The organism is Faecalibacterium intestinale, from assembly GCF_040096575.1.
Taxonomy (GTDB): domain Bacteria; phylum Bacillota; class Clostridia; order Oscillospirales; family Ruminococcaceae; genus Faecalibacterium; species Faecalibacterium intestinale.
This window is the reverse complement of record NZ_JBBMEN010000072.1, coordinates 1-696: the sequence shown is the minus strand read 5'-3', so window position 1 is coordinate 696 and position 696 is coordinate 1. Positions and strand designations below refer to the sequence as shown.

Here is a 696-nt window from a genome sequence, read left to right as displayed (position 1 = left end):
TTTCACTCCCCTCCCGGGGTGCTTTTCACCTTTCCTTCACAGTACTATACGCTATCGGTCACTGGGTAGTATTTAGGGTTGGAGGGTGGTCCCCCCGTATTCCGACCAGGTTTCACGTGTCTGGCCGTACTCTGGATCCTGCGCAGCTCTCTCCGTTTTCACCTACGTGGTTCTCACACTCTCTGACCGGCCTTCCCATGCCGTTCGGTTAACAGATTAAGTCCTAAAAGCAGTCCGTACCCCGGAAGTATTTCTACTCCCGGTTTGCCCTCTTCCGCGTTCGCTCGCCACTACTTACGGAATCTCGTTTGATGTCTCTTCCTCGCCCTACTTAGATGTTTCAGTTCAGGCGGTTCCCTCGATATACCTATTTTTAAGTTCAGTATAACGTACCTGAGTATGAACCCAGGTGAGTTTCCTCATTCAGAAATCTCCGGATCAATGCTTATTTGCAGCTCCCCGAAGCTTATCGCAGCTTATCACGTCTTTCATCGGCTCCCAGTGCCAAGGCATTCGCCCTGCGCCCTTGTTCGCTTGACCTTTCAAACGTTCTTTTGGAACATTTGGTATCCTCTTGATTCTCTCTTGCCAACGAAGATTATTGTTACCCTTCCTTTTGAAATTGTAATATTTCTTAAAAAGAACTTACTATAATCTTTGTTTCGCAGTTATTATTCAGTTTTCAAGGTACGTCTT

1 rRNA gene is annotated in these 696 nt (G+C 47.0%); it reads right to left on the bottom strand.

From position 1 onward, the window contains the following. Window positions 1–540 (bottom strand): 23S ribosomal RNA (locus WMO20_RS14425); the annotation flags it as partial. Window positions 541–696: the final 156 nt, after the last annotated feature.